The organism is Streptacidiphilus sp. MAP12-20 (assembly GCF_041262525.1).
In the GTDB taxonomy this organism is placed as follows: domain Bacteria; phylum Actinomycetota; class Actinomycetes; order Streptomycetales; family Streptomycetaceae; genus Streptacidiphilus.
In genome coordinates this window covers 175715-197756 of record NZ_JBGCCK010000001.1, presented here as the reverse complement: position 1 = coordinate 197756, position 22042 = coordinate 175715, and the positions used below count along the sequence as shown (strand labels likewise).

The 22042-nt window shown below is 69.9% G+C and carries 22 protein-coding genes, 1 pseudogene and 1 riboswitch; of the genes and pseudogenes, 7 read left to right on the top strand and 16 right to left on the bottom strand.

Features of this window, described 5'->3' with window-relative positions; translation table 11 throughout:
- Nucleotides 1-72 precede the first annotated feature (72 nt).
- On the bottom strand, nucleotides 73-1101 hold the full coding sequence (locus ABIA32_RS00900; protein WP_370091690.1) for an aspartate-semialdehyde dehydrogenase: 1029 nt from the start codon (nucleotides 1099-1101) through the stop codon (nucleotides 73-75).
- Nucleotides 1102-1271: 170 nt separating this feature from the next.
- Entirely contained in the window at nucleotides 1272-2228 is a 957-nt protein-coding gene (locus tag ABIA32_RS00895) for an aldo/keto reductase (protein ID WP_370091689.1), read from the bottom strand.
- 90 nt (nucleotides 2229-2318) lie between these two features.
- Here ABIA32_RS00895 and ABIA32_RS00890 point away from each other — a divergent pair, with 90 nt between their 5' ends.
- Complete coding sequence (locus ABIA32_RS00890) at nucleotides 2319-2747, top strand: MerR family transcriptional regulator (protein WP_370091688.1); 429 nt, start codon at nucleotides 2319-2321, stop codon at nucleotides 2745-2747.
- Here the strand turns inward: ABIA32_RS00890 and ABIA32_RS00885 are convergent.
- Nucleotides 2726-3145, bottom strand: a complete 420-nt coding sequence (locus ABIA32_RS00885; protein WP_370091687.1) for a DUF5994 family protein — start codon at nucleotides 3143-3145, stop codon at nucleotides 2726-2728. The two genes, ABIA32_RS00890 and ABIA32_RS00885, sit on opposite strands and share 22 nt — an antisense overlap.
- Nucleotides 3146-3446: 301 nt before the next feature.
- Here ABIA32_RS00885 and ABIA32_RS00880 point away from each other — a divergent pair, with 301 nt between their 5' ends.
- Nucleotides 3447-3914: a CBS domain-containing protein gene (locus ABIA32_RS00880; RefSeq protein WP_370091686.1), complete on the top strand. Its 468-nt coding sequence runs from the start codon at nucleotides 3447-3449 to the stop codon at nucleotides 3912-3914.
- Between the two features lie 116 nt (nucleotides 3915-4030).
- On the opposite strand, the gene ABIA32_RS00875 is transcribed toward ABIA32_RS00880, so the two are convergent.
- The 3 genes from ABIA32_RS00875 to ABIA32_RS00865 form a co-directional block, all read right to left on the bottom strand.
- A complete protein-coding gene (locus tag ABIA32_RS00875; RefSeq protein WP_370091685.1) occupies nucleotides 4031-5179 on the bottom strand; it encodes an amidase domain-containing protein in 1149 nt (382 codons plus the stop codon).
- 152 nt (nucleotides 5180-5331) lie between these two features.
- On the bottom strand, nucleotides 5332-5463 hold the full coding sequence (locus ABIA32_RS00870; RefSeq protein WP_370091683.1) for a thiamine biosynthesis protein ThiC: 132 nt from the start codon (nucleotides 5461-5463) through the stop codon (nucleotides 5332-5334).
- A 557-nt stretch (nucleotides 5464-6020) separates the two neighbouring features.
- Nucleotides 6021-7601, bottom strand: a complete 1581-nt coding sequence (locus tag ABIA32_RS00865; RefSeq protein ID WP_370091682.1) for a hypothetical protein — start codon at nucleotides 7599-7601, stop codon at nucleotides 6021-6023.
- A 222-nt stretch (nucleotides 7602-7823) separates the two neighbouring features.
- Between ABIA32_RS00865 and ABIA32_RS00860 the strand changes: the two are divergent.
- Nucleotides 7824-7967 (top strand): annotated as a pseudogene (locus ABIA32_RS00860) (transcriptional regulator); the annotation flags it as partial.
- 91 nt (nucleotides 7968-8058) lie between these two features.
- On the opposite strand, the gene thiC reads toward ABIA32_RS00860, so the two are convergent.
- Nucleotides 8059-9873 (bottom strand): phosphomethylpyrimidine synthase ThiC, encoded by a 1815-nt coding sequence (thiC, locus tag ABIA32_RS00855; protein WP_370091680.1) that lies wholly within the window; start codon nucleotides 9871-9873, stop codon nucleotides 8059-8061.
- A riboswitch (TPP riboswitch) is annotated at nucleotides 9869-10016 on the bottom strand. Its footprint overlaps the gene before it by 5 nt.
- Nucleotides 10017-10098: 82 nt before the next feature.
- Here thiC and ABIA32_RS00850 point away from each other — a divergent pair.
- The gene (locus ABIA32_RS00850) at nucleotides 10099-11358 is read left to right on the top strand and encodes a YibE/F family protein (RefSeq protein WP_370091679.1); all 1260 of its coding nucleotides are present in this window, start codon (nucleotides 10099-10101) and stop codon (nucleotides 11356-11358) included.
- Between the two features lie 139 nt (nucleotides 11359-11497).
- Nucleotides 11498-13219 (top strand): hypothetical protein, encoded by a 1722-nt coding sequence (locus ABIA32_RS00845; protein ID WP_370091678.1) that lies wholly within the window; start codon nucleotides 11498-11500, stop codon nucleotides 13217-13219.
- A gap of 69 nt (nucleotides 13220-13288) precedes the next feature.
- Here the strand turns inward: ABIA32_RS00845 and ABIA32_RS00840 are convergent, their stop codons facing one another.
- Complete coding sequence (locus ABIA32_RS00840; protein WP_037601582.1) at nucleotides 13289-13489, bottom strand: DUF5326 family protein; 201 nt, start codon at nucleotides 13487-13489, stop codon at nucleotides 13289-13291.
- A gap of 182 nt (nucleotides 13490-13671) precedes the next feature.
- Complete coding sequence (locus ABIA32_RS00835) at nucleotides 13672-13989, bottom strand: cupin domain-containing protein (RefSeq protein WP_370091676.1); 318 nt, start codon at nucleotides 13987-13989, stop codon at nucleotides 13672-13674.
- Nucleotides 13990-14115: 126 nt separating this feature from the next.
- On the opposite strand from ABIA32_RS00835, the gene ABIA32_RS00830 reads away from it, so the two are divergent.
- Nucleotides 14116-14493, top strand: coding sequence for a phage holin family protein (locus ABIA32_RS00830; protein ID WP_370091675.1), 378 nt, complete (start codon nucleotides 14116-14118; stop codon nucleotides 14491-14493).
- A gap of 18 nt (nucleotides 14494-14511) precedes the next feature.
- On the opposite strand, the gene ABIA32_RS00825 is transcribed toward ABIA32_RS00830, so the two are convergent.
- Both ABIA32_RS00825 and ABIA32_RS00820 read right to left on the bottom strand, forming a co-directional pair.
- On the bottom strand, nucleotides 14512-14931 hold the full coding sequence (locus ABIA32_RS00825) for an SsgA family sporulation/cell division regulator (RefSeq protein WP_370091976.1): 420 nt from the start codon (nucleotides 14929-14931) through the stop codon (nucleotides 14512-14514).
- Between the two features lie 96 nt (nucleotides 14932-15027).
- Nucleotides 15028-15786, bottom strand: coding sequence for an IclR family transcriptional regulator (locus tag ABIA32_RS00820; protein ID WP_370091674.1), 759 nt, complete (start codon nucleotides 15784-15786; stop codon nucleotides 15028-15030).
- Between the two features lie 244 nt (nucleotides 15787-16030).
- Here ABIA32_RS00820 and ABIA32_RS00815 point away from each other — a divergent pair, with 244 nt between their 5' ends.
- Nucleotides 16031-16525, top strand: a complete 495-nt coding sequence (locus ABIA32_RS00815; protein ID WP_370091672.1) for an NUDIX domain-containing protein — start codon at nucleotides 16031-16033, stop codon at nucleotides 16523-16525.
- A gap of 58 nt (nucleotides 16526-16583) precedes the next feature.
- On the opposite strand, the gene ABIA32_RS00810 is transcribed toward ABIA32_RS00815, so the two are convergent.
- The 5 genes from ABIA32_RS00810 to ABIA32_RS00790 form a co-directional block, all read right to left on the bottom strand.
- Nucleotides 16584-18458 carry a globin domain-containing protein gene (locus tag ABIA32_RS00810; RefSeq protein ID WP_370091671.1) on the bottom strand — a complete coding sequence of 625 codons (1875 nt, stop codon included), beginning with the start codon at nucleotides 18456-18458 and terminating at the stop codon, nucleotides 16584-16586.
- Nucleotides 18459-18641: 183 nt separating this feature from the next.
- Entirely contained in the window at nucleotides 18642-18998 is a 357-nt protein-coding gene (locus ABIA32_RS00805; protein WP_370091670.1) for a thioredoxin family protein, read from the bottom strand.
- Nucleotides 18998-19444 carry a MerR family transcriptional regulator gene (locus ABIA32_RS00800; protein WP_370091669.1) on the bottom strand — a complete coding sequence of 149 codons (447 nt, stop codon included), beginning with the start codon at nucleotides 19442-19444 and terminating at the stop codon, nucleotides 18998-19000. The genes ABIA32_RS00805 and ABIA32_RS00800 overlap by 1 nt, the downstream gene beginning before the upstream one ends.
- Before the next feature lie 162 nt (nucleotides 19445-19606).
- Nucleotides 19607-20533, bottom strand: a complete 927-nt coding sequence (locus ABIA32_RS00795) for an MBL fold metallo-hydrolase (protein WP_370091668.1) — start codon at nucleotides 20531-20533, stop codon at nucleotides 19607-19609.
- A gap of 87 nt (nucleotides 20534-20620) precedes the next feature.
- The gene (locus ABIA32_RS00790; protein ID WP_370091667.1) at nucleotides 20621-22039 is read right to left on the bottom strand and encodes a serine hydrolase domain-containing protein; all 1419 of its coding nucleotides are present in this window, start codon (nucleotides 22037-22039) and stop codon (nucleotides 20621-20623) included.
- Nucleotides 22040-22042: the final 3 nt, after the last annotated feature.

Sequence of the window (22042 nt, the reverse complement as noted above, 5' to 3'; positions counted from 1 at the left end):
GGCCCTGAACGTTCGGGGCTCTACCTGGGTGGGTGGCTTGTCGCGCAGTTCCTCGCGCCCCTAAAGCCGCGCTTACGCGCTCAGCGCCGCGGCAACCAGCTCCGCGATCTGCACCGCGTTCAGCGCAGCGCCCTTGCGAAGGTTGTCGTTCGAGACGAACAGCGCCAGGCCGTTCTCCACCGTCTCGTCGCGACGGATGCGGCCGACGAAGGACGGGTCCTTGCCCGCCGCCTCCAGCGGCGTCGGGACCTCGGAGACGACCACGCCCGGCGCGGCCGCCAACAGCTCGTACGCGCGCGCCGCGCTGATCGGGCGGTCGAAGCGCGCGTTGATCTGCAGGCTGTGGCCGGTGAACACCGGCACCCGTACGCAGGTCCCGGAGACCTTCAGCTCCGGGATCTCCAGGATCTTCCTGCTCTCCTTGCGGAGCTTCTGCTCCTCGTCCGTCTCGTTCAGACCGTCGTCCACGACCGAGCCCGCCAGCGGCAGCACGTTGAACGCGATCGGCTTCGAGAACTTCTGCGGCGCGGGGAACTCGACCGACTCGCCGTCGAAGGCCAGCTGGTCCGAGACCTCGGCAACCTTGCAGGCCTGCTGGTACAGCTCGGCCACGCCCGCCAGGCCACCGCCGGAGACGGCCTGGTAGGTCGCGACGACCAGCGCCTCGAGCCCGGCCTCCTCGTGCAGCGGCTTGAGGACCGGCATCGCGGCCATCGTGGTGCAGTTCGGGTTCGCGATGATGCCCTTGGGGCGGTTCGCGATCGCGTGCGGGTTGACCTCGGAGACGACCAGCGGGACGTCCGGGTCGCCGCGCCACGCGGAGGAGTTGTCGATCACGACCGCGCCGGCCGCCGCGACCTTCTCGGCCAGGGCCTTCGACGTCGAGCCGCCCGCCGAGAAGAGCACGATGTCCAGCCCGCTCCAGTCGGCCGCCGCCGCGTCCTCGACGACGACCTCTCCGCCCTGCCACGGCAGCGTGGACCCGGCCGAGCGCGCCGAGGCGAAGAGCCGCAGCTCCGTCACCGGGAACTCACGCTCCTCCAGAATCCGGCGCATCACGCCGCCGACCTGACCAGTGGCACCCACGATTCCAATCCTCATGCCCCTACAGTAAGCGTCCGCGTCCCGGGCGCGAGCGGATATCCACTGGATGAAACTGCTCTGAACTGCGGAAACGGGAAACCTTCCGGTGGCGGGGGAGTACCGCCCACAAGCCCTCCGGACGGACCGGCCCTCCCGCTCCCAAAATTTCTTCCGGCCTCTCTCCCCCCTCAGGCCCGATCCAGCCGCGCGCGCTGCTCCGCGGTCAGCTCCAGCTCCACCGCGTCCAGGGCCTCGACGAGCTGGGCCGGGCTGCTCGCCCCGATCACCGGCAGCACGCTCGGCTCCCCGCCCAGCAGCCACGCCAGTACGACCTGGTTCGGCGTCGCGTCCACCGCCCGGGCGATCTCCCGAAGCGCGGTGAGCCGGGCGTCCGTCCCGGCGTGAAGGTACTGCTGCTGGATCTCCTTCGCGGGGTTGGTGTACGCGCCGTTCAGCAGCGGACCGTAGGCGAGGACGGTCAGGTCCGGCTGGGTCGCCGCGTAGCCGAGCAGCTCGGCGTCGGCGTGGACCTGGTACTCGAAGTCCGCGTCCGGCGCGGGCCGTAGATAGGTGTGCCGCTGCTGGACGGCGACGTAGGGCGCGACGCCCTGTTCCGCCGCGGCCTTCCGCGAGCGGGCCAGCCGCGCGGTGGTCTGGTTGCTGATGCCGACCCGCCCCGCCACCCCCTCGCGCACCAGCGCGCCGAACGCGGCGACGGTCTCCTCGACGGGGGTCGCCGGATCGTCCACATGGCCGTAGAGCAGGTCGATCCGATCCGTCCCGAGCCGGCGCAGGCTCTCCCGCGCGGCCTGCTCCACCGTCTTCGCCGACAGCCCCTCCCGGTTCGCCGGCCACTCCGCGCCCCGCGCCGGGTCCGGCCGGGCGCCGAGCTTGGTCGCGACGACGACCTCGTCCCGATTGCCGCGCGCGGCCAGCCAGCGGCCGAGCAGCAGTTCACTCTCGTCCCCGCAGCAGCCGTCGACCCAGAAGCAGTAACAGTTCGCCGTGTCGACGAAGGTGCCGCCGCGCTCGACGAAGCGGTCCAGCAGCGCGAACGACGTCGCCTCGTCGACGATCGCGCCGAACGGCAGCGTCCCCAGGCAGAGCGCGGAGACCTGACGGTCCCCCAACATGCGGTAGCGCATCGCGAAATCCCCTTCTCTTCCCGCCTTCGTTTCGCGACGAGCCTCACAACTGGAGCGCGCTCCAGGTCAAGCACGATGCAGAATCAGCGCGTGACCACGACCCCGCCGCGCTCTCACCTCACCCCGCACCTCACCCCACATCTCACCCCGGCCGAGACCGCCGAACAGTCCGGCTTCAGCCTCGACACCCTCCGCTACTACGAGCGCATCGGGCTGCTCACCGACATCGACCGCGCCACCAGCGGCCACCGCCGCTTCACCCCGGGCGACCTCGCCTGGCTCTCCGTCCTGCGCTGCCTGCGCGACACCGGCATGCCCATCGCAGACATGCGCCGCTACGCCGAACTCGCCCGCGAGGGCAGCGATTCAGCGAACCTCGCCGAACGCGTCGAGCTGCTGGAGCGCCACGACGCAGCCGTCGCCGAGCAGATCACCCACCTGCTGGCGCAGCAGCATCACCTGCACGACAAGATCGCCCACTACCGCGCCGAACTCGGTCAGCCCTCCGACGGGAGATAGACGGCGAGCAGCTCCGCCGCCGAGCTCCGGTTGCCGGCGGCCGCGGCGCCCGCCATCGCGAGTGCGGCGGTCAGCGGATCGGTGTCCGGCGGCACCACCAGGAGCAGGAAGTGATCCTGGAAGCCGCGCGTGAGGCTGATGGTCTCCTCGCTCCCGGAGATCCGGCCGATCCGGACCACGAGGCCGTTCACGGTGACGTCTCGGGGTATGTCGTGCCAAGCGGCGGACGCGAGCCCGACCCGGAGGATCCGGCCCAGGTGGGCGTCGAGCGCGGTGATGAGGTCCGGCAGTTCGGCGTGGACGTCGTTCGAGCGCGGCCACCACGCTCCGTCGAACATGCCGGTGCGGGACATGGTCGGGTCGAGCGCGAGGCGCGGCAGCAGTGGGGCGTCGGGCATCGACCAAGGCCAGAGGGAATGGGGCAAGGGGAGGGGAGTCGCCATGTCGGAAGCCGCCCGTCCGGTTCTCCGGGAGAACCGCTCATGACCCAGGGCGACAGCGACGTGATTGCCGGTGTACGACATGTCCTCGGTTGCCTTCCACGCTACTCCTGCCAGTCCACCCCGCACCGTGCCGCCCGGGAGTAACCTGGACGCAACCAGGGCATTCCGCATTCCGGACTCCGTTCCGGCTTCGTTCTGGTTGCGCACAATGCCGGGCAGACTTCACACAGGCCCGGAGACGGGTTCCGGTGTCACTGTGACCACCACCCTTCCCCTTTTGCCGGAACGTCTGCCGGAGAGCCTCAGCCCCGGCCTCAGCACCGGCCGCCACACCGGTCTCACCGTCGCCGACGCGATGGAGCCGTGCGAGTACCAGATAGCCGACGACAGCACCGTCGATCAGGCCAACGACATCCTGTGTGGCGCGCACGTCGACTACCTTCTCGTCCGCGACCACAACGGCCGCTGCGCCGGCCTGGTGTCCAGGGCCAGTCTCCACCCGTTCCTCGCCCGCTCCTGGTACACCGAACGCACCCCGATCCGCGACACCGCCCACCAGCGCGGCCCCTTCGCCTGGCCCGGCCTGGGCCTGCGCATGGCATCCCTCACCATGATCATCAAGGACCTCGCGATCTGGCCGGTCGTCGACGACGACGGCTACCTCCTCGGCGTCATCAAGCGCGACCGGGTCCAGGGCATGCTGCGCGCCGGCGCCCTCGTCTGAGCGGGCGCCACACCATGATCGCCAGGTGTTTCACGTGAAACACCTGGCGATCATGGTCGGCGGTCCCGGCCCCGTCGAACCGTCCGCCGCTGTCAGGTGCTGTCAGGTGCTGTCTGTCAGGTGCGATAGGCGTAGTAGACCGCGTCCGGGAAGGACATGACCAGGCTCGCCACCGACCTGCGATAGGTGTTCGTGGAGTGGTAGGTCACGTACGGCATACCGGACCGGCTGCGGTAAGTGACGATCATGGAGTGGTCCTTGGAGCCGTCCCGGTTGAAGTCCATCTGCAGGATGTCCCCGACGCCGAGCTGGTAGACGTTCTTCAGGTTCGTCACCCGCTTGCTGGAGAGCGCGAACCAGGACCAGTCGTTGGCCCCGACCCAGGTCCAGCTCTCGCTGTCGGCGCTGTACCACCAGTTGTGATAGTCCGAGTCGATGCCAGGGGCGTTCTTCCAGCCGCCCGCCTTCAGCGACTGGCTGATGAAGTTGGTGCAGTCCCCGCCCGCGCCGTTGAACTGCCGGTAGGCGGGGTTGTAGCGGCTCCAGTACTTCTCCGCGTAGGCCGCCATCGCCGCGTAGTTGTACCCCTTGGAACTCACGCCCTTCGGAAGCGGCGAGGCCGGCCACGAGGTGTCCGCGGGGGTCCCCTGCAGGGGGTCGACGGACGCGGCCGACGCCACGTTCGGGGCGGGCGCGTTGACCTGCGGAACGCCGCCGGTGAGCTGGTCCTCGATACCCGTCAGCTGCCAACGCCCTTGGGACGTGGCGGCGAAGGTCACGTCATGCTTCGCCTGGAAGCCCGTCGTCGCGGGCTCGTCGCCGCGCAGCTTCTTGTAGGTCAGGGTCGTGGTCTCGGTGACGTAGACGTCGGCCCGCCCGCCGTTGACCACGACGTTGTCCACTGTGACCTTGGTACGACCCGCGCTGTACACCTCTCCCACAGCCGCAAGCCGCGCTTTGCGGGCCCGCAGCGAGGAGACGACCTGGTCCTCGGTCCGGGCCAGCCCGGCCGCCAGGCTGACGTGCGCGTCCGCTTGCGGGGCCGCCTGCCGGGCGGCAGTCGTGTTCAGCAGTGCCGCCGTCCGTCGGTCCAGAGCGGCCTGCGCCATGCGGTCGAAGGACGCGATGGTGGCTCGATCCACCTTCCCGGGCGCTCCGACGATCCCGGGCGCGCTGGCCGCCGAGGCCGATGAGATCACCCCAGCCACCGCGGCCGCAGCGAGCACCGCCCCCGCCGTGGAGATCAATAGGGTCTTTCGCTTCACGTCACTCCCCCTCCGTCGCCCGATCAACTCCGATCCGGCAGGGGGAATCCTCGCATCCCCGAGCGAACCGTCGAACAACAGCCCGCCCCTGACGACGCTTCACAGCAGGGACCGGTCGCGCGCCGCAGCACGGACCGGTCCCTCGGCCAGGCTCAGTCCACGACGGGCAGGTAGCCCCGGTTACCCTGGGCCGCGAACTCCTCGGACTTGGCTCGCATGCCCGCGTCCGGGTCGAGCGCGAGGTCCGCACCGAACTCGTCGCGGATGTTCGGCGAGATCTTCATGCTGCCGCAGAAGGGGCAGACATGGCTACGGGGGACGAGAAAGACAAAAGGCTTCGGGGGTTACTCCCCGATCCTCCCAGCGTGGAGGAGGTCAAGACGCTCCTCGCGGTGGATCCGCAGATGAAGTGCATAGTCTGGCTGCAGGGTGCATCGTCGCGGTGAGCAGGTCGGATGTGGCCCACGGCGCGGTCAGGCCCAGTGCGCCGACCTCACCTGCCTACGGACAACGGCACCTGGCCTACGGCGAACATCTGGATCATCCGCCTCGACGAAGCCGACGGGGCCGGTTGAGTGGCGCGAGTCCGTCACCGCCTGCATGCCCCAGCCCGACAAGCCGGCGCGCTCCAACTTGACCAACCCAAACCGCTGCTGATCGCTGAGCGCGTCACCGTTGCCACCAGCACCGGGCGGCCGACCGCCGTCGTTCAAGGCAGCACGTGCTCCGCGTCAGACCCGGCCGTGAACCCCCATGGATGCCCGCAGGCGAGTGCACGGACAGGCCCGCACCGGGAAGCCGGTGCGGGCCTTCTGAGTCTGTGGGCTCATTGGGCGTCGCGTTACACGCGCGCGTTCTCGAAGTAGCCCGAGACGTCGAGGATCACGTCCGTGCCCCCGGCGCCCGCGTTGTAGATCGCGATCCAGCCGTTGAACTGGCTGGGAGTGACGGACGCGCCCTTGGCGAGAGTCTGCCCCGCAGTCCAGTTGGTGTTCGAGGTGCCCGGGATGGGCGCCCCGTAGGTATAGAGGTTCAGATAGCCGGCAGACCTGGTGTTCGTGACCGTCACGTTCATCTCGACCGCCGCGACCGGCATGGCCCACTCGCCGAGGTTGAGGTCGTACTCGACTCCGCTCGCGATCTGGCCCTGGCGGTCCTGCCGGCTGTCGAAGACTCGGCTCGGCGCGAGCGGCACGAATACCGTCGTGGCGAAGTTCGGCGACGCCGAGTAGTACCCGACGATGTCCACCACCAGGTTCACCGAGGCCGTGGTGCCCAACGCGGCGGTCAGGTCGATCCTGCCGTCCGCGGCCACCGGGACGACGGCGTTGTTCGAGACGATCTGCCCCTTGGCGAAGTTCACGTTGGACGTGCCCGGTCGACTCGCACCGTCGGCGTACGCGGTGACGAAGCCGCCGTTGGTCGCGTTGACGACGGTGATGTTGACCGCGGCCGCCGTCATCTCCCCGGCCGGGGGCAGGTAGGTGTCGCCGAGCGCGACCGCGAGCTTCACGGTGCCGCCGTTGGGGACAGCGCCCTTCGAGGCGCCCGTCCCGATACGGGTGTCAAGGAGGCGCTGCGGCATGACGGGCTCGTAGAGGTCAGGAGCCGTACGCGAGTAGTAGCCGCTGGCATCCGCGATCAGGTTGATCGTGCCGCCCTTGTCGGCGAGGTAGACGTAGCCGTCGCGCCCCACGGGCACGGTGACGAGGTTCGCAACGGTCTGCCCCGGGACGTAGTTGAGGCTTGAGGCAATAGGCACCGCAGTGCCGTCGTCGCTCGGATATGCCGTGACGAAACCGGCTCCCGAGACTGGGACGGCCGTCAGGTTCAGCACCACCGCGGTCACGCCGCTCGACGGCACCGGCCCGGCGCCCTCGACCCGCAGCTTGACGATCGAGTTCGGTCCTACGGTGTGCTTGGCAGCACCGATGCCGTAGCGCGTATCCAGGAGCCGGGTCGGCGTCACCGTGGAGTACGCCGAGCCGAGCGTGTTCACCTCGACGGAAGCGGTGGCTGTCGCACCATTGCTGTCGGTCACGGTATCGGTGACCAGGTAGGAGCCCGGAAGGATGTAGTCGAAGCTGCCTGTGTCAGTGTTGCCGTCAGTCAAGCTCCAATCAATGGGGCTCTTGTTCGCAGAGTCGTAGATATGGTCCGACATCGCGTTGTTCGATGCCACGGTGGCCCCGGCGGTGCTGTCCGAGAACACGCTCTTGATCTTGAATCCCAGCGCGCTGGACTGGGTGAGCGTCAGCGTCACATGCGCCGGGGAAGTTCCCGTCGACGACGCCGTGTACGTCTGGTAGTTCGATGAGGCCACGGGTCCGGTCGAGTTGATCCACTGCTGCGGCACGCTGGCCGCCGTCGCCGGGCTGGACGCCCCGACCAGTCCCATGCCGATGACCATGCTGAGAAACATTCCGCACCGAGCCTTGCCAGCCCGTTTTATCAAGGTATCCGCCTCTAGGCAGCCAGTGAGTTCGAGCGGATTGTAGTACTACAGCTGCACCCTTCTGCGATCACCTTCGAGCATGGGACCGGGCGGGGCGGGAACGCGCCGCGTCGGCGCTTGGCGACTGGGGTCCGGTGAGCGATATGCCAGTGATGCGCGTCCAGAGCGTGCCCGCCGCTGGGAATTTGGCGGGGAGTCATGTCCCAGGCCGCACTCGCCGCCTCGCACCTGCAACGGCGTGACCTTGAAGCGGCACACCCAGCGGGCCTCCGAACACTCAACCTGTCCCGGCAGGTGACGTCCTCCCGCTGCGTCGAGGCAGTCCAAGAACTCCTGTCAGCCGCGTAAGTCCGACGGCGTGGAAGGGCCAGTGCACGCGCTCTCCCCAGACCGCGCGCACTGGCCCTGGCTTGTGTCCGACCCTTTAGTCGACGACCGGCAGATAGACCTGGTGGCCAAGCGCCGCGAACTCCTCCGACTTGGCCTTCATGCCAGCGACGACCGTCGAATCGTCGCTGTTCAGCGCCTGGTCACCGGCGAACATCTCTATGACGGTTCGACTAATCTTCATGCTGCAGAACTTCGGCCCGCACATCGAGCAGAAGTGCGCCGTCTTCGCGGGCTCCGCCGGCAGCGTCTCGTCGTGGAAGTCGCGGGCGGTCTCCGGGTCGAGGGCCAGGTTGAACTGGTCCTCCCAGCGGAACTCGAAGCGGGCGTCGGAGAGGGCGTCGTCCCAGTCCTGGGCGGAGGGGTGGCCCTTGGCGAGGTCCGCGGCGTGGGCGGCGATCTTGTAGGTGATCACGCCCGTCTTCACGTCGTCGCGGTTGGGCAGGCCCAGGTGCTCCTTCGGCGTGACGTAGCAGAGCATCGCCGTGCCCCACCAGGCGATCATCGCCGCGCCGATGCCGGAGGTGATGTGGTCGTAGCCGGGGGCCACGTCCGTCGTCAGCGGGCCCAGTGTGTAGAAGGGGGCCTCGTCGCAGATCTCCTTCTGGAGATCCATGTTCTCCTTGATCTTGTGCATCGGGACGTGTCCCGGGCCCTCGATCATCACCTGGACGTCACGCGCACGCGCGATCCGACCGAGCTCGCCCAGCGTCTGCAACTCAGCGAACTGCGCCTCGTCGTTCGCGTCCGCGATCGAGCCGGGACGCAGCCCGTCGCCCAGCGAGTACGTGACGTCGTACGCGCGCAGGATGTCGCAGAGCTCCTCGAAGTTCGTGTAGAGGAAGTTCTCCTGATGGTGCGCCAGGCACCACGCCGCCATGATCGAGCCGCCGCGCGAGACGATGCCGGTCTTGCGGCGGGCCGTCATCGGCACGTAGCGCAGCAGCACGCCCGCGTGCACGGTCATGTAGTCGACGCCCTGCTCGCACTGTTCGATCACCGTGTCCCGGTAGACCTCCCAGCTCAGCTCCTCCGCCTTGCCGTCGACCTTCTCCAGCGCCTGGTACAGCGGCACCGTGCCGATCGGAACGGGCGAGTTGCGCAGGATCCACTCGCGGGTGGTGTGGATGTTGCGGCCGGTGGAGAGGTCCATCACGGTGTCCGCGCCCCAACGCGTCGCCCAGGACATCTTCTCCACCTCCTCCTCGATCGAGGAGGTCACCGCCGAGTTGCCGATATTGGCGTTGATCTTCACCAGGAACTTCGAGCCGATCAGCATCGGCTCCGACTCCGGGTGGTTCACGTTGGCCGGCAGCACGGCCCGGCCCGCCGCGATCTCCTCACGGACGGTCTCCGGCCACATGCCCTCGCGCAGCGCCGCGAACTCCATCTCCGCCGTGACGATCCCCTGTCGCGCGTATGCGAGTTGGGTCACCGCCGCGCCCTCGCGTCCGCGACGCGGGCGGCGCGGGCGGCCTGGGAAGACCGCGTCGAGGTTGGCCAGACCCGCCCCGCCGCGCGGGGTGGTGTGTTTGAGGCCGTCGTCCTCCGGGCGCGGCTCGCGCCCGTGGTAGTCCTCGACGTCCCCGCGCTGGCTGATCCAGGCGTCACGCAGCGGCGGCAGGCCGCGGCGCACGTCCGGTTCGAAGCCCGGATCGGTGTACGGACCCGAGGTGTCGTACAGCGGGACGGTGCCGCCCGTGCTGAGCAGCACCTCACGGTACGGGACGCGCAGATCGGGGCGGGTCCCCTGGCGGTACGCCTTGCGCCAGGCCGGGGTGGGGTAGCCACCCCCCGTGCTGGAGCCCGTGCTGGAGGCAGACTTCTGCTGTGCGTCGTCGTGCATGGTCATCAGACCCACTACTCCCTACGCCGGCATTACCCGGTCAGGTTCCTGCGGTCGGCGCAAGCGTTCGTCGTACGCGAATTCACGTTCGCGTGTACGACGGTCAGCGCCCTCTCAGCCCGGTGCTCCGAGCTCCCGCGTCTACAGATGAGATGCACACACCGTAGCGAGGGGTGCCATCGCTTGGCCAGGGCTGTCCGCGGAGCGGTCGCCGCTGTAGCGTTCGCCAGCGTGGCAGAGCAGCACCACCCGGCCCACGAGCACAGCGGGCAAACCGGGCACAGCGGGCACACCCACGACCACGGCCCCGCCAGCCCCGCCTCCGCGCGGCTGCGCGTGCTGCTCGCGGCCGTGCTGGTGCCGTTCGCGCTGGCCGTGCTGTGCGGGCTGGCACTGCTCTGGCCCGCGCCGCTGCCCTCGCACGCGCCGACGGGGACCGGCTTCGACCAGCTGACCGTGAGCGGCACCGTGACCGCGACGCGCTCGGTCCCGTGCGGACAGGGCACCACGACGACCTGCACCGAGATCACCATCCACCTGACCAGCGGCAAGGACAGCGGCCACAGCGTCACGCAGACCCTGCCGCCGGACCAGAGCGCCGTCTACCTCGCGGGCGAGCAGGTCGTGGTGGACTACTCGCCGAGCGCCCCCGCCGCGCTCCAGTACACCGTCGAGGACGCGGACCGCAGTACGCCGATGGCGATCCTCGCGGGCGTCTTCGCCATCGCCGTCGTCCTGATCGGCCGACTGCGCGGCCTGGCCGCGCTGGTGGCGCTGGCGATCAGCTTTCTGGTGCTCGCGTTCTTCGTCCTGCCGGCGATCCTCGGCGGGGAGAACCCGCTGGCGGTCGCGGTGGTCGGCGGCGGGCTGATCATGCTGCTCGCGCTCTACCTCTGCCACGGCCTCTCCGCGCGCACCTCCGTCGCCGTGCTCGGCACGATGGTCTCGCTCGCACTGATCGGCGGCCTCGGCGAGGCGTTCATCCAGCTGACCCGACTGACCGGCAACACCTCCGACGAGACCGCCTTCGTGCACTCGCTCTTCCCCGGCATCCAACTCCCCGGCCTGCTGCTGGCCGGCGTCATCATCGGCTCGCTCGGCGTACTCAACGACGTGACGGTCACCCAGGCCAGCTCGGTCTGGGAGCTGCGCGCCGCCAACCCGACCATGGGCGCCCGCGCGCTCTACCGCGCGGGCATCCGCATCGGCCGGGACCACATCGCGTCGACGGTCAACACCCTCGTCATGGCCTACGCGGGCGCGGCGCTGCCGCTGATGCTGCTGTTCTCGCTGTCGCATCGGGGCGTCTGGCAGGTGGCCACCAGCGAGATCGTGGCCGAGGAGGTCGTGCGCACGCTCGTCGGCAGCATCGGCCTGATCGCCTCCGTGCCGCTGACGACGGCGCTGGCCGCGCTGGTCGCGTCGCGGGACGTTCGGGACACAACGCCAGTTCCGGCACCCGGAAGGGCCTCGCACCGGCGGCGTCGATAAGAATCCGACGTCTTTTGTACAAGCGATATGTGCGAATGGCACACGGAACGCTAAAGTCCACTCGCTGATCACCATCGGGTGATCCCTCATACCTTTCACGAGGAGCTCCGTGCGCATATCCCGCCGGCGCCTCAGATCCATGGCTGTGCTGACCGGCACAGCTCTGTGCGCCTCCCTCCCTCTCGCGGGCGCGGCCCATGCCGCTACACCGGCCGCAACCATCTCGGTGAGCGTCAACGGCGCCGCTCCGGGCACGATGCCGACGGTCTCCGGAGTCATCGACCTCGCCGCGACCATCACGCCGGTGCCCGGATCCCCGGTCCAGATGGTCCGGTTCGGCTTCCCGTTCGGCCCTCCGGCGCTCTACGGGGTCGTCACCCCGGCGCCGGGGCAGTGCGACAGCACCTGCACCGTCCACTTCTCTCTCAACACCGCAGCGCTGCTCCCTTACGCCACGGGCGGTGCTGAGGTGCCGGCCATGACCGACGGGACCCGGACCATCCCCGTCAGCGTGATCAGCGCCGCCTCGAACGCCACCGCCTACGCCAACCTGGCCGTCGACAACCATCGTCCCTCAGCCGGGACTGCTCCGGCCGGGGCCTGGCCTGTGCGCGTCGGCAAGTCGCTGAGTTGGACGGTCACTCCATCCGTCTCAGCGACGGCGACGGCCGGAACGGCGATCTCCGACGTGGAGTTGGAGGCGCCCGGCAACCCTGCCCTGCCGGTCACGCACTTCGCCAAGAACGCAGACGGCAGCTGGACGGTGACCGCCGACGCCGGCGCCCTTCCCGCAGGCGCCACCTACCGCGTCGCCGCCGTCGCCACGGACAGCAACGGCACGGTCAGCTATCCCCTGACCGAGGTCATCGCCGGGGCCAACGAGACCGGTTTCACGCTCAACGCGCCCGCAGCGACGGTCACCGGACCCGACTGGCACGCGCTCAGCCTCAGCTACAGCTACCCGAGCTGGTTGGCCTGCGGCTGGTCCAGCCAGACGTACGGCGGCCCGACCAACGTCGAGCTGCAGGTCGATGGCACCGTATGGCAGGACTCACCGGTCAACATCGCCAACCTCAGCTCGAATGCGGCTGGGTCCTGCATTCTGCCGGCGACCGGCAGCACCGGTGCCGCCAACAAGCCGCTGCCTCTCGGCAAGCACACGCTCACCTGGGTGGTCACCGACAGCGCCGGAATCAAGGAGACCGCGACCGAGCCGGTGACCGTGGCTCTCCCGCTGACCTCCGACTGGCCGACGACGGCGAAGACCTACGTGGCCGGCAGCACCATCCGCCTGACGCCCAAGATCACGTCGGCGGACGGGGTAAGCGCGCTGCAGTCGTGGAGCATCACCGCCCAGAACGGTGTCACGCTGGCCTCGGGCAACGGCTCGACCGCGCCCGCGCTCGCGCTCGCCACGTCGGCGACCCAGGAAACCGGCGGCTCGCTCCTCCTGCACCTGGTGTCCACCAACGGGCTGACCACGGACCAGTCCTTCACCTACCAGACGGGCTGGGCCACTGCGGCGTTCGCGCACCTCTCGGCGACCTCCGTCAAGCTCGGGACCTGGTACCAGCTCTCCGCCACCGTCTGGGATCGCCCCACCGGGATCTGGACGGCCAACCCGGGGGACCAGGCGAGCATCCAGTACCAGTGGGCCGCACCGGGCAGCAACATCTGGCACAACGGCTCGGTGGTCCACGTCGCCGGCCCGCAGGTGACGCGCCCGCCGGCGGTCTGGATCAAGGCCACCGGCAGCGCCTGCTTCCGCGCGGTCTACACCCAGACCTACCCGCTGATCACCCCGTACGGATCCACGCTGATCCCGGCGACCAGCGCGCCGGTCTGCGTCACCGTGAAGTAACCACTCCAGCAAGCGTACGAGGGCCGACCCGCAGTCGCGGGTCGGCCCTCGTACGTGTGTGAGGCTCAGTCAGCTCTTGGATGCCTTCTTCACCAGGATCACGACCACCGCGCCCAGGCCAACGACCACCAGCGCCTTGATGATGAAGCTCATCAGGCCGAAGACGATGCCCACGAGCGCTGACAGCACCCACCACGCAACGACTATGGCCATGATCGGGACCACGATGTTCCGCACCCAGCTGGGGAGTGCCTTCCACAGTTCAGTCATGATGTCCGTCCTCCCCCTCGGGTGTCCTGGTTACGTCTTCGATCGTACGGGCGGACACGCGGCCCCCGAAGTGTTCTTGCCCCTGAGAAGACCCGGATAAGACCCTGATCAGGACAGCTCCGCAACCAGGGTCGACCCTGAGGGGCCGACGGTTGCGCTCGGGGTTCCGCTCAGTGCTCCGCTCAGGACTCCGGCGGGGAGAAGACCACCAGGACCCGCAGGTCCTCGCTGATGTGGTGGAAGCGGTGCGCCACCCCGGCCGGCACGTGGACCACGCTGCCGCGCCCCACCGTGCTCGTCTCCTCGCCCACGGTGAGCGCCGCGCGGCCGCTCAGCACGACGTACAACTCGTCCTCGTGGTGCGGCTGCTGCGGGTCCTGCTGGCCGGCGTCCAGGGCGTAGAGCCCGGCGGACATGTTCCGCTCGCGCAGGAACTGCAGGTAGGCGCCCTCGTTGGCGGCGCGCTCGGCGTCGAGTTCGTCCATCCGGAAGACCTTCATGCGCGACATTCAACCAGTCGGGCGCCCTGGCCCTCACCGGTCCCACCAGCGCTGCGCACAAAGCTGTGACACCGACGTCACCGTTCGGGACTACCGCTGCCCGTCACAGGCTGCGACGATCACGCCATGGTGAAGTTTCTCGTCAAGACCCTGATCAACGCGGCGGCCATCTGGGTAGCCGCCCTGCTCATCAACGGCATCCATCTGCAGAAGGCCAGCTGGGGCCACCAGGCGCTGACCGTCGTCCTGGTCGCCCTGGTCTTCGGTGTGGTGAACTTCTTCGTCAAGCCGCTGGTCAAGCTGTTCTCGCTGCCGCTGTTCATCCTCACGCTCGGCCTGATCACCTTCGTGATCAACGCGCTGATGCTCTGGCTCACGTCCTGGGCCTCGGGCAAGCTCAACCTCGACTTCCACGTCGACGGCTTCGTGCCGGCCCTGCTCGGCTCGCTGATCATCAGCATCATCGCCTGGGCCCTGCACATGGTCGTGCGCGACGACGACTGAGCCCCTGAGCCGTCCGGCTCAGGCGCGCCCGAGAATCAACTCCAGCTGCCGGTCCAGGTCGGCCACCGTGTGCTCCTGCCCCATCGGGAGCACACGGTCGGTGCGACCCAGGAAGGCGATCAACGGGATGGCGGGGGAGCGCAGTACGGCCATCCCGTCAGGGGAGTGGAGCTCGATGCAGACGTCCATGAAGTCCTCGTCCGTGCCGGGCACCGGCACCACGCGGACATCACCCTCACCGGTGGGACGGGTGATCCCGTCCAGCAGCAGTTCGCGGCCGAAGATCCAGCTCACCGGCGGATCGCCGGGCAGGTGGAAGGTGAGCCGGACCGCAAAGGGGTCGCTCGGGTCGTAGGCGAGCTCGACGTGCGTGTCGAAGGCCAGTTCGTCCGAGACCAGCAGACTCATCACCAGTTGGCCTTTGACCAGGCTCTGCATCTTCATTGCGGTACCTCTCGATCCCCGTCGTCAGTTCGGTACTGCGTGTGAACACCATGGTCGCTTCGTCCACACTCGGTACCAAGTGCGAAGTTTTCAGATGGTGAAAGAAAGTCGGTCCATCACCGCTCCGACACGCATCGCCAGCCGGTCCGCCGTCGCTGGGAGCCGATGCGCCTCAGCGACCGGCAGCGACAGCGCGATCGTGCAGACTGCCGAGCCGACCGTGATCGGCACCGCCGCACAGACCACTCCGGGCTGGTATTCCTGCTGCTCCAGCACCGGACGGCCAGGATGTCTGGCCTCCAGCCGGCGCAGCAACGTCGTCGAGTCGGTCACCGAGCGAGGCGTGAGCGACTGCGGACTGTGACGCGAGAAGTAGTCAAGGCGGCCTTCCCGGTCGAGTTGGCCGAGAAGGCACTGTCCGATGGCGTGCGCGTTGCCGGTGACCCGGAAATCCGCCCACTGCTCGACGGCCGGCATGCCGGGCCCCTCGGACACGTCGACGACCTCGAGCTCGCCGTCGCGGTAGGTGGCGAAGTAGGTCGCGGCCCCGAGCTCCTCGCGCAGCCGGTCCAGGGCGGTGGTGATCGCGTCCCGGCCCTCGCGCAACTCCCGGTACCGGCTCAGCGTGCCGACGGCCTCGCCGAAGACGTAGACGCCGTCGACGCGGCGGAGGTAGCCCTCGTGGGCGAGCGTGCGCAGCAGGTGGTAAGTGGTGGCGAGCGGGAGTCCGGCCTTGCGGGCGAGCTGCTTGGCCGTCGCCCCCTGCCGGTGGTCGCCCACGGCCTCCAGAAGCCGCAGCGCGCGCTGGACCGATCCGATCAGCGTCGGAGCGGCCTTCTCCGTTGCCATCTCTACCCCCCTGGGCATATGCCATATGGACGCAACTCCTCCACATAATGCCCGTCAGATCACAGTAATGTCTCGCACTCCAGACGTAGATCTGCCCCCGCCAAACGGCGGGGGTGAGATTTGATCCTCTCTTAACCTCCCCATAGGGAATGAGCGTTCGGGTTTCACCCCGTTTCACCTGCGGCACACTCCTGTCGTGGTGGCACAGCACGCGGCAGCAGCACAGCGACACGCAGTACGCCCTGTGGTGAAGCGCACAGCCAGGGCGATCCTGCTCGACACCGGTCCGGACGGGCCGGAACTGGTGATGATCAAGCGGACCAAGCCCGGCCGTCCGCCCTACTGGATCACTCCGGGCGGCGGCATGGAACCCTCCGACGCCACGGTCGTGGACGCCCTGCACCGCGAGCTCGCGGAGGAACTGGGCGGCAAGGCGACCGACATCGTCCCGGCCTTCGTGGACGTGGTGTCCCACACGCACCACGAGGACGGCACCGAGCTGCACCCCCATGGCGTGAAGGTGCAGCACTTCTTCGTCTGCCGCCTCGCCGCGATGGACCTGTCCCGCCGCCACGGCCCCGAGGTGGAGCAGCCGAACGGCGAATACGAGATCGTCCGGCTGCCCTTCACCCGCGAGGGGGTCACCGCCGTCAACGTGGTGCCCCCGTCCCTGCGCGCCTACCTGGCCGCCAACATCGAGGGCGTGACCGCCCTGCTCGCCGACGACCTTGGGCTGTGAAGCACGCCGACGGGTGCGGGACAGCCCGTCCGGGACGACAGGAACAGTGGCGGGTGGTCTAGGACGCCGGCTCGTCCTCCAGGTCGGAGCAGATCCGGTCGCGCGGCAGGCCCGCGTCGAGCAGGACGCCCCGGGCGCGCCGGATCATCGCGTTCGGTCCGCTCAGCAACGCCCGGTAGCCCTCCCACGGCCCGAAGCGGGCGACGACCTCCGGCAGCGGCCCGCGCTCCACACCGGCCGCCGTGCCCGCGCGCGGCGACCCCGTGCGCGGCGTGCCCGTGCGCGGCGACGGAGTCGACGCGTCCGAGACCGCGGTGCGGACCGACAACCACGGCAGCCGCTGGTCCAGCTCGCGCAGGGCTGCCTCGGCGTAGAGCTCGTCGGGGCGGCGGGCGCCGTAGAAGACCTCGACGGTGCGCCGCGCGCCCGCGAGCGCCAGCTCCTCCACGACGGCCAGCAGCGGTGCGATCCCGGTCCCGCCGCCAACCAGCAGCAGCGGGTCCTGCTCGCACGGGTCCACCACCATCGAGCCCTGCGCGGGGCCGAGCCGCAGCACGTCCCCGCGGTGTGCGCGGTGCACCAGCGCATTGCTGACCCAGCCCGCCGGAACCGCCTTCACGTGGAACCGCAGCAGCCCGTCCGCGCCGGGCCGCCCGTCGGGGGCGGAGGCCAGCGAGAACTGCCGCCAGACCCGTGGCCACCAGGGCACCTCGAGGCTCGCGTACTGCCCGGCGCGGTAGGGATAGGGGTGGTCCGTGCGCAGGGTCACCACGGCGACATCCCTGCCGACCGGTTCGACGGACTGCACCTCGCCCTGCCACCAGGCCGGCGAGCTCTGCGCGGCACTCGCCGCGGCGGCCATCATGACCTGGGAGATCACCCCGTAGACCTTGGTCCAGGCACGGGCTGTGTCCTCGTTCCACTGCCGTCCGCAGTAACGTTCCAGCGCCGCCAGCAGCGCCGCTCCGACGGGCGCGTAGTGCTCGTCCAGGACGCCGTACTTGCGGTGCCCGCGCGCCAGCCGCTCCAGGTACTCGACGAGCACCGGCGGATCGTCGGCCGCGCGACCGGCGGCGAGCAGGGCGCGGAAGAGCCGGTCGCGCTGGACGTCCATCGCGGCGGGGAAGAGTGCGCGCAGCTCGGGCCGCTGGAGGAAGAGCACGGCGTAGAAGTGCGCGGTCGCGCGGTCCGCGACCGGTTCGACGAGGCTGAGACTGCGCCGGATCAGCACGATGTCCTGCGGCGTCGGCCCGACGCTGCCGGTGCCCGGCGCCTGCGCCTGGACTTGGGCCTGGGTCTGGCGTACGTCGGCCTGCGGTACGGCAGTCTCCAGCGCTGCGGCGTGCAGCGCTTCGGCGTGCAGCGCTTCGGCGTGCGCAGCCGCCGGCACGCTGGGCGGGACCGATCTGGCCGTCCGGGTCTTCGCAGTGGCGGCGGCAGCGGCCTTCTGACGTGACGCCAGCGGGACCACCGCCACGACCGAGCCGGGGAGCGGCATCGGCGGCGGGGGCAGCGGGGTGGCCGGAATGCCCGACGGCACCGGCGGCGGCGCGGGCAGGATCGGCAGCGGCGGAGCCGGCGCGTAGCTGACGGCGGGCGCCGCCCAGGCCCGGCTCCACGCGTCGTCGGGTCCGGCGACCCAGTTGCGCGCGGGCGCGTTGGCGATCACCGGCGCGAGCTCCGGCCGAGCCGCGAGCTCGGGCCGCGCCGCCTGCTCCTCCTGCGGAGCGGGCACTGCGGCGGCCTCGCTCGTCCCGATGGCCTGCCCGGTCGGCGCGGTCGCGGCCGTCGCCGCAGTCTCCGGCCCAGCCGCGGTGACGGCCGGGTCCGAAGCTGCAGACGCCCCGGAATCAGCCGTCGGTTCGGCCTCGGTATCAGCCTTCGGGGCGGCAGGCTCCCCAGCCGCCGACTTGGACGGCTCGGGAGCGACCACCGTCTTGTCGCCTCGTCTGCCCGCGCCACGCGAGCGGGGGCGACCGTTTCGATTGAGAGCGCTTCCGATCGACACCTTGGAGCTTCATCTCCCGTCGGATCCGTACCTCCCAGGAGCGTGGCACGGCTGCGCTACTGATCCGACAAATAGGGTGAAGTACGGGGCGCACCCGCCGCGTAGGCGCTACGCTGCCGCGCGCGCCCGGGCAATGGCGTCCGTCAACTCCTGTCCCAGCTTCCGCTTGGGCCGCGCGCCGACCGCCGACCAGATCGGCTCGCCGTCGCGGAAGAGCATCATGGTCGGCATGGAGAGCACGCCGTAACCGGCCTGCGTCTCCGGGTTGACGTCCACGTCGACCGTCACCACGCGCAGCTCCGCCACCCGCTCGGCGGCCAGCTCGGCCAGGACCGGGGCCATCATCCGGCACGGCGGGCACCAGTCCGCCGTGAACTCCACCAGCACCGGCAGCTCGCTCGCCAGCACCTGCGCCGCGAAGTCCGCGTCACCGACCGCCGCGACCAGCTCACTCGTTCCCGCCATCAGCCCTCTCCCGTCCCGTCCGGCATTCCATCCTGCGTCCCGTCCCGCGATTCCGTCAGTTCGCAGCGCGGGGCGTGCGGTGTGTCCGCCGACTCCTGCACCTCCGCGCGGGCCAGCTGCGCGCCCACCTGGTCGCGGACCTCGCGCAACCGGTCGATGCACTCGTCCAGCTCGGCGAGCTTGCGCCGGTAGACGTCCAGCGAAGCCGGACAGGAATCGCCGTTGGGGTGGCCGGCGCGCAGGCAGTCGACGAAGGGGCGCGTCTCCTCCAGCTCGAAGCCGAAGTCCTGGAGCAGCCGGATCTGGCGCAGCAGTCGGAGGTCCTCCTCGCCATAGCTGCGGTACCCGTTCTCGCCGCGCCGCACCGACAGCAGCCCGCGCGTCTCGTAGTAGCGGAGCGTCCGCGTCGTCGTCCCCGCCCGTCGGGCAAGCTCACCGATGCGCATGCGAACGCCCCCGCTTCATCCCGGATCAAGATCGCTGAATGTTTCACGTGAAGCATTCAGCGATCTTGGTCGACCGTCGAATCCGTCCTTCTGGGAACGACCGTAGACCTTGACCCTGACGTCAACGCCAGCACTTTCCTGGGAGCGTCGATCGACCGCCGGTCAGCGCGCAGTGTTCTCCTGCGCGCCGATCTGCAGGATCGCCGGGAGCGTCAGCTCGCCGTAGGTCTCGTTGACCGCCGCGAACAGGCCGTCAGGGTCACCCGGGTGCTCGGCGAGGTGCGCGTCGAACTCGCGCAGGTAGTCCCCGGTGAAGGCGAGGACCCGCGTCGCGTCGTCGTCCTGGCCCGGTGCGCGGTGGCCCGCGATGACCCGGTCGGGGTCGAGACCGCGCACCGTCTCCAGGCTGGCGAGCCAGTCCGCGCGCTCCTCCGCCGTGGTGTCGGCCGTCCAGACATGGGTGCCGTTGAAGGCCACATCACCCGCGACCACGGTCCGCGCGCCGGGCACGTGGACGACCGTCGTCGCCGCGCAGTCGCCCTGGCCGAGCGCCAGCACGTGTAGTTCGGAGCCGTCGACAAGCAGGGTGTCCGCCGGCAGCGGCCCGGGGACGATCGGCGACGAGGTGACGTCGTCCCCGAAAACCTGCTGCCACTGCGCCACCTTGGCCAGACCGGTCCGCGTGATCGCCTCGATCACCGCCGGGTCGGCGTAGACGGGGGTACCGGGGAAGAGCCGGAGCACCTCCTCGGTACCGAAGTAGTGGTCCGGATGCGGATGAGTGATCACGATCGCGGTGAGCGTGCGGGCCTTGCCGGCCACCCATTCGGCGAGCTCGCGCCCGGCGCTGCGGGTGAGCTGGGTGTCGATGAGCACCGCATGCTCGGGACCGTAGGCCAGCGAGGAGGTGGCGAAGAACGCAGCCTCCGGCCCGGTGAACACGTCCACCGTGATCCCCGTCCCCGCAGCCCCGGCCGCCCCGGCCGCGCGGCCGGCTCCACTGTCTCCACTACCTTCGCTGCCTCCGCTGTCTCCGCTGCCTCTGCCGTCTCCACTGCCTCCGGTGTCGGCCGGGGTGTCCTTCGCCATCGGTCAGCCTCTTCGCGCTCGTCGCACCGTGCGAGTGATGCCCGCCTTACCCGCATGATGACAAATTCCGCCGAATTGACAGGTATTTCACCAATCCTCGGCGCGCCAGCCCGCCGGGTCGACCCCACCCGGCACCGGGCCGTCGAGCGGGTAGGGCTCGCGGGTCAGCACGAAGGTGCCGAGATCGAGATGGCTGACGCCGCCGTCCTCGTCCCGGACCACGCGCATCGTCTCGCCGTGCCAGTAGCCGCCCTCGGCGACCCACGACTCGCCGTCCTCCGCGCGCAGCAGCCGTGCCTCCCGCGTCCCGGCCACGCCCAGGGGCACCAGCTCCAGCTCGTCCGCCGCACCCACCAGCCGCAGACCGAAGCCGGTCGGCCCCCAGTACCAGGACCCGGTCAGCGCGAGCACCTGCGGGTCGTAGCCGGTCAGTGGACGCCAGGGCTCGGGGATCAGCGGCTCGCGCTCCGCGACGATGCGGATCAGGTCGGCCGCCACCGCGCCGATACCACCGGCCGGACCGGTGGTCCCATTGGTGAGCACGACCGCACCGAGCCGCTCCTCCGGGCAGACCCAGAGCGCGGCCAGGAAGCCCGGCATCGAGCCGGTGTGCCCGGCCAGCGCAAGCCCGGCGACCTCGGTGAGCGCGAGCCCGAGCCCGTACTGCTCGTCACCGGACGCGTTGGCCTCGCGCATCTCGGCCACGCTCGACGCCGCCAGCACCCGATCGTCACCGACCGCGAGGAAGGCGGCCCATCGGGTCAGGTCCCCGACCGTGGACCAGAGTTGTCCCGCCGGCGCCATCCGGCCGGTCCGCTGGAGCGGCTCAGAGAGGATGACCTCCGCCCAGGGGTGCACCGCCCAACCGCCCGCGTGCGGCGCGTCCGGGAGCGCGCTGGTGCGCCGCATCCCGAGCGGCCGCAGCACCTCGCGGTGCAGCACGGTGTACCAGTCGTCCCCGCGCAGCTGCTCCACCAGTGCCCCGAGCAGCGCGAAACCGACGTTGGAGTAATGGAAGAGGCGCCCCGGCTCGTGCCGCAGCGGCGGATGCTGGAGCACGTCGGCCAGCTCCGGGCGCAGCGCCCCGTCGGACCGCTCCCACCAGGGCCCCGGCGGCTCGTTGCTCAGTCCGGCGCTGTGCGAGAGCAGCTGGCGGATCGTCACCGTCCCGGCGGCCGGACCCACGCCCGGGAGGTGCTGCTCGAGCCGGTCCGAGAGCTTGAGCCGGCCCTCATCGCGCAGTCGCATCACCAGGACGGCGATGAATGTCTTGGTGATCGAGCCGATCCGGAACTGGGTGTCCGGGTCGGGGGCATGACCGTCGACCATACTGCGCGAGCCCCACCAGCGGCGCTCCCCGTCCCGTAGCACGGCGGCCACGAGTCCGGGGATGCGCCCCTCGCGCTGGGCGACGGCGATGCGGTGGGCGAGGGCGCGACGGGTCTCCGGCAGAAGCTCGGTGAAGTCGTCGTCGCCGATGGTGTAGGGGAGTTGCGGTGTGGGCATGCC

What these genes read in the sequence shown, in the direction of transcription:
- ABIA32_RS00870 (WP_370091683.1), bottom strand. Translation starts at nt 5,463, where the DNA reads ATGAAGATCTCGCCGAACATCCGCGACGAGTTCGGTGCGGACCTCGCG.
- ABIA32_RS00865 (WP_370091682.1), bottom strand. Translation starts at nt 7,601, where the DNA reads ATGTTTCTCAGCATGGTCATCGGCATGGGACTGGTCGGGGCGTCCAGC.
- ABIA32_RS00835 (WP_370091676.1), bottom strand. Translation starts at nt 13,989, where the DNA reads ATGAAGGTCTTCCGGATGGACGAACTCGACGCCGAGCGCGCCGCCAAC.
- ABIA32_RS00795 (WP_370091668.1), bottom strand. Translation starts at nt 20,533, where the DNA reads ATGGCGAAGGACACCCCGGCCGACACCGGAGGCAGTGGAGACGGCAGA.
- thiC (WP_370091680.1), bottom strand. Translation starts at nt 9,873, where the DNA reads ATGACCATGCACGACGACGCACAGCAGAAGTCTGCCTCCAGCACGGGC.
- ABIA32_RS00830 (WP_370091675.1), top strand. Translation starts at nt 14,116, where the DNA reads ATGGTGAAGTTTCTCGTCAAGACCCTGATCAACGCGGCGGCCATCTGG.
- ABIA32_RS00840 (WP_037601582.1), bottom strand. Translation starts at nt 13,489, where the DNA reads ATGACTGAACTGTGGAAGGCACTCCCCAGCTGGGTGCGGAACATCGTG.
- ABIA32_RS00790 (WP_370091667.1), bottom strand. Translation starts at nt 22,039, where the DNA reads ATGCCCACACCGCAACTCCCCTACACCATCGGCGACGACGACTTCACC.
- ABIA32_RS00895 (WP_370091689.1), bottom strand. Translation starts at nt 2,228, where the DNA reads ATGCGCTACCGCATGTTGGGGGACCGTCAGGTCTCCGCGCTCTGCCTG.
- ABIA32_RS00900 (WP_370091690.1), bottom strand. Translation starts at nt 1,101, where the DNA reads ATGAGGATTGGAATCGTGGGTGCCACTGGTCAGGTCGGCGGCGTGATG.
- ABIA32_RS00820 (WP_370091674.1), bottom strand. Translation starts at nt 15,786, where the DNA reads ATGGCAACGGAGAAGGCCGCTCCGACGCTGATCGGATCGGTCCAGCGC.
- ABIA32_RS00885 (WP_370091687.1), bottom strand. Translation starts at nt 3,145, where the DNA reads ATGCCCGACGCCCCACTGCTGCCGCGCCTCGCGCTCGACCCGACCATG.
- ABIA32_RS00805 (WP_370091670.1), bottom strand. Translation starts at nt 18,998, where the DNA reads ATGGCGGGAACGAGTGAGCTGGTCGCGGCGGTCGGTGACGCGGACTTC.
- ABIA32_RS00845 (WP_370091678.1), top strand. Translation starts at nt 11,498, where the DNA reads ATGGCTGTGCTGACCGGCACAGCTCTGTGCGCCTCCCTCCCTCTCGCG.
- ABIA32_RS00800 (WP_370091669.1), bottom strand. Translation starts at nt 19,444, where the DNA reads ATGCGCATCGGTGAGCTTGCCCGACGGGCGGGGACGACGACGCGGACG.
- ABIA32_RS00825 (WP_370091976.1), bottom strand. Translation starts at nt 14,931, where the DNA reads ATGCAGAGCCTGGTCAAAGGCCAACTGGTGATGAGTCTGCTGGTCTCG.